Source organism: Sulfitobacter aestuarii (genome assembly GCF_042685005.1).
GTDB lineage: Bacteria > Pseudomonadota > Alphaproteobacteria > Rhodobacterales > Rhodobacteraceae > Sulfitobacter > Sulfitobacter aestuarii.
In genome coordinates this window covers 1-3823 of record NZ_JBHUMP010000049.1, presented here as the reverse complement: position 1 = coordinate 3823, position 3823 = coordinate 1, and the positions used below count along the sequence as shown (strand labels likewise).

General features: G+C 57.9%; 5 protein-coding genes and 1 pseudogene. All 6 read left to right on the top strand.

The window, feature by feature from the left end:
* Positions 1-82: 82 nt before the first annotated feature.
* Complete coding sequence (locus ACFSUD_RS19400) at positions 83-985, top strand: TRAP transporter large permease subunit (RefSeq protein WP_386376148.1); 903 nt, start codon at positions 83-85, stop codon at positions 983-985.
* A complete protein-coding gene (locus ACFSUD_RS19395) occupies positions 958-1332 on the top strand; it encodes a TRAP transporter large permease subunit (protein WP_386376147.1) in 375 nt (124 codons plus the stop codon). Before ACFSUD_RS19400 ends, ACFSUD_RS19395 begins: the two co-directional genes overlap by 28 nt.
* A 72-nt stretch (positions 1333-1404) precedes the next feature.
* Positions 1405-2457: a TRAP transporter substrate-binding protein gene (locus tag ACFSUD_RS19390; protein ID WP_386376146.1), complete on the top strand. Its 1053-nt coding sequence runs from the start codon at positions 1405-1407 to the stop codon at positions 2455-2457.
* Positions 2458-2751: 294 nt separating this feature from the next.
* Entirely contained in the window at positions 2752-3009 is a 258-nt protein-coding gene (locus ACFSUD_RS19385) for a Tn3 family transposase (RefSeq protein ID WP_386376149.1), read from the top strand.
* A pseudogene (locus ACFSUD_RS19380) lies at positions 2978-3202 on the top strand (DDE-type integrase/transposase/recombinase); the annotation flags it as partial. The gene ACFSUD_RS19385 and the pseudogene ACFSUD_RS19380, both read left to right, overlap by 32 nt.
* A gap of 60 nt (positions 3203-3262) precedes the next feature.
* Positions 3263-3769, top strand: coding sequence for an FAD/NAD(P)-binding protein (locus tag ACFSUD_RS19375; protein WP_386376145.1), 507 nt, complete (start codon positions 3263-3265; stop codon positions 3767-3769).
* Positions 3770-3823 lie beyond the last annotated feature (54 nt).

The window sequence follows — 3823 nt, the reverse complement described above, 5'->3', positions numbered from 1 at the left end:
CGAAAACCTGAGAGAACTCATCGAAATGGACCGTGAGCGCGCGCACTGACCGCGCACGGCCCACGCCGGATGCTTACTCCTATTGGGTGTATCGCTTGCCTTCGCCATGGGCGGCACCGCCGTCATCTTTGGCCTGCTGACCTTTGGCAGCACCGGCATGTATTCGATCGTCACGACGATGTTCGGCTCTATGTGGTCGATCCTGCTATCGGCGATCCCGCTGTTCGTCTTCATTGGCGTGGCGCTTGCACGCTCAAAGATCGCGCATGACCTCTATCATGCATTTTACCTGTGGTCGGGCCGCACCAATGGCGGCCTGCTGCTGGGCACGGCTGGGTTCGCCGCGACGCTTTCAGCGATGACCGGTAGCTGCGCCGCCTCGACCATGACGACCGGCCTTGTCGGGATCCCGGCGATGGACAAGCGTGACTATGACCGCTCCTTAGTGCTGGGCACCATCGGCGCATCGGGCACGCTGGGCATCCTGACCCCGCCCTCGATCACGCTGATCGTTATCGGCATGCAAACGGGCCAGTCAGTAGGTAGGCTCTTTTTGGGCGGTTTAGTTTCTGGCCTGCTGCTGCTGGGAATATTTTTGCTCTATATTGCCATCCGCAGCTACATGCGCCCTGAACTCGCGCCGGGCTCGGCAGAGGTGGCGCCACTACGCGAGCGGATCGGCGCTCTACGCTCGGTTTTTTTGCCGCTGGTGGTTATCCTGTCGGTGCTGATTTCGATCTTCGCTGGCATCGCCACGCCGACCGAGGCCGCCGCCGTGGGTGCTGCTGCCGTGATCATCTCGGTCGCCATTCGGCGCGAGCTCAACTGGGCCTACATCAAAGACGTCAGTTACGAAACCGCCGCCATGACTGGCATGGTCATCTGGATCGTCTTTGGCGCCAGCGCCTTCATCGCCGTCTATGGTGGGGCGGGGGCACGACCTTCATGCAGAACTTCTTGCGCGGCCTTGATGTCTCACCGCTAATGATGGTTCTGATCCTTCAGGCGTTGACCCTTCTGCTGGGGATGTTTCTGGACCCCATCGGGATCATTCTGCTGATGCTGCCTATTTTCTTTCCGATCGTGGTGGAACTGGGCTTTGATCCGATCTGGTTCTGCATCCTGTTCCAGCTCAACCTGTGCATCGGGTATATATCGCCGCCCTTCGGCTATAACCTGTTCTATTTGAAGATCCTCAGCCCTGAGACGCCGATCAGCGCAATTTATCGCGCGATCACACCCTTTTTCTTGCTGATGCTGGCCACGGGAGCACTGATCTTTCTGTTTCCCCAGATCATCACGAATTTCACCGATCTTCCGGAGCGGCTCTGACCCGCTTCGGCAGTTACGGCGCCGCGGGAGGAGTGACGCGGCCCGGCCCCTTAACATTGTGGAGGACTACATATGACTATCAACAAGCATCCGCTATCCCGGCGTAAGCTACTCACGGCCGGCAGCGCTGCCGCTGCCGGTTCGATGCTGGCCGCACCGGCAGCCATCGCCCAGGGAAAGACCACCTGGCGGATGCAGACCCACTGGCCTACGGGCAACTGGTATTACGAAGACGTCTTCGTCAAATTCGCCAAACGTGTGACCGAGGCAACCGGCGGCGAGCTGACCATCGAGCCGGTACAGAACGATGGTATTGTGCCCACCGGTGAGGTGCTCAACGCCGTACGCCGCGGCCTGTTGGAAAGTGCTTTCATCTATCCGTCCTACTGGATGGGCCGGATTCCCGTTGCGGGTCACCTCAATGGCAACATCGGCACCTTCGGCAGCCACGAAGAGATGCACATGTTCATGTATGAAATGGGCGCGATCGACGTAATCCGCGAAGCCTATGCCGAGCAAGGTATCTACCAGGCTGGGCCCGTGTCCTATGCGGGTCTGGCGCTCTACTCCAACCGTCCGTTAGTCACCAAGGAAGACTTCGACGGCTGGCGTGTCCGGTCCACCGGCACTGCGGCAATGGTGTTTGAAAAAATGGGCGCATCGCCCGTCTCGATCCCCGGCGGCGAGCTTTACCAGGCGTTGCAAACCGGTGTGGTCGAAGGCGCACATTGGGGTTCCATCTCTACCGGTTGGGGCATGAACTTCCAAGAAGTTACTAAATACATCGTGCAGCCCGACCTGGTCAGTCAGCTGAACGGCGAAGTCATGGTGGGCATGAAGCAATGGGAGGCCCTTGGCGACGATCTAAAGTCTACCTTTAACGAAATTGTGCGTGCCACCAGCGCCGATGCTGCCGCCCACTTCCTGCATCGCGACCTTTTGCGCAAGGACGAATTTGTCAAGGAGCTTGGCGGTGAGATCACCACACTCGAGTCTGCCGTGGTCGATGAGTTGCGCGTGAAGTCGATGGAGGTCGTGGACGAGTTCGCTGAGCGCGACCCGAAATATTCCGGTCGAGTGGCTGACCTCCTGCACGAGTTCATGCGCCTTACCGGAAAGGCCTGATCTTATGGTGGCGGGGGTTCTTGTGGGCCTCCGTCCTCGCGACCAATTACTGCCGGTACCCATGGAGCCACCCGGGGCCTTCTAGCGCGCGCCGGTAAAAGGCTTTTTGATCACTCTGGGCCCTTGCCCCCCAAGCCAAGGCTGAACGATGCAACTCCCTAGTACGATGCCCGACAACGACAAGGTACGCTTGAGGTGGAATGGGGAGACCCGGATTTCAGTTACGCCGCTGACGCCGGTTCCTGAGCCCACCGGCTTGTCTGCGCTGAAAAGCGGAGTCGCTTGGGCCTGACCATGACGGGGTTGCTGGATGTCTTGAAGGAAACGGCACTGGATACCGGGTGCCTGAACAGCTTTCAGACCTCGGTCAGCCGAGAGGCATTGCCTTCAGTTCTTCGGGATCAACGCTTGCTGCTGTGCCTCTATGGATTGGGGGCCAACGCTGGCCTGAAACGAGTAGCCGCTGGTTCATATGCTGTCAGCTATGACGAACTCTTACACATTCTACGACGACAAGACCTTGGCCGAACGGGGCGTAATGGTCTCGTATGAAAGCATCCGGGTGTAGTGCAAGCGGTTCGGAACGCAGATAGCAGCCAAGATCCGTCGGGATCGCCCGGCTTCTGCCCACAAATGGCACTTAGACAAGGTCGTGATTTCGATTCGAGGGCGAAAACATAGGCTTTGGCGAGCGGTCGACGCAAACGGAGACGTACTGGAGATCCTGATGCAAAGCTGCGAAAATAATACTTAACAATTCCCGCATTATGAAATGCGATTTCTCAAGCACAGAGGGTTCTTAGTAGTGAGCTATGTCGAAAAACCGTCGAGAATTGCTGTTGTTGGCTTGGGCCCACGGGGATTGGGCGCACTGGAAGCGCTTATTGAGCAATTTCGTGGTGATGATCGGTCTATCGTTATTGACGTTTTCGACCCATCTGCTTTCCCCGGCGCGGGGCCGAATTTCAGACCGGACGAAAGCCCACTCTGTTTGCTCAATATACCGATCCGCAGCATCGCTTTTGGACCGCCGTCATTCTCAAATTGTGATGGTTTCGCCAAATGGCTGGGCACCTCACCAGATCCGGACAGCTTCCCAAGCAGAGCCGATTTAGGGCGATATCTGCACACCCGTTTCGAACAAGTTCTCGCGCAAAGCGCTGTTCGCGTAAATCATTTCTCTCAGCGTGTCGAGCTCATCAGGCCCTGCGCGGGTGGCTGGCAATTGGAAGTGGAGGGGCGCCAGTGTGGGCCCTACAACGAGGTTCTGCTGACATTGGGGCAACCAAGAGATATGCGCAGAAGTTGGTGACGCTTGATCAGGCGGCGATTTGAACGTGGCGGAGACCGTCGCGGAACTCAACCC

Excerpts from the sequence above, each read along its gene's own strand:
- ACFSUD_RS19390 (WP_386376146.1), top strand. The coding sequence starts at position 1,405 with ATGACTATCAACAAGCATCCGCTATCCCGGCGTAAGCTACTCACGGCC.
- ACFSUD_RS19385 (WP_386376149.1), top strand. The coding sequence starts at position 2,752 with ATGACGGGGTTGCTGGATGTCTTGAAGGAAACGGCACTGGATACCGGG.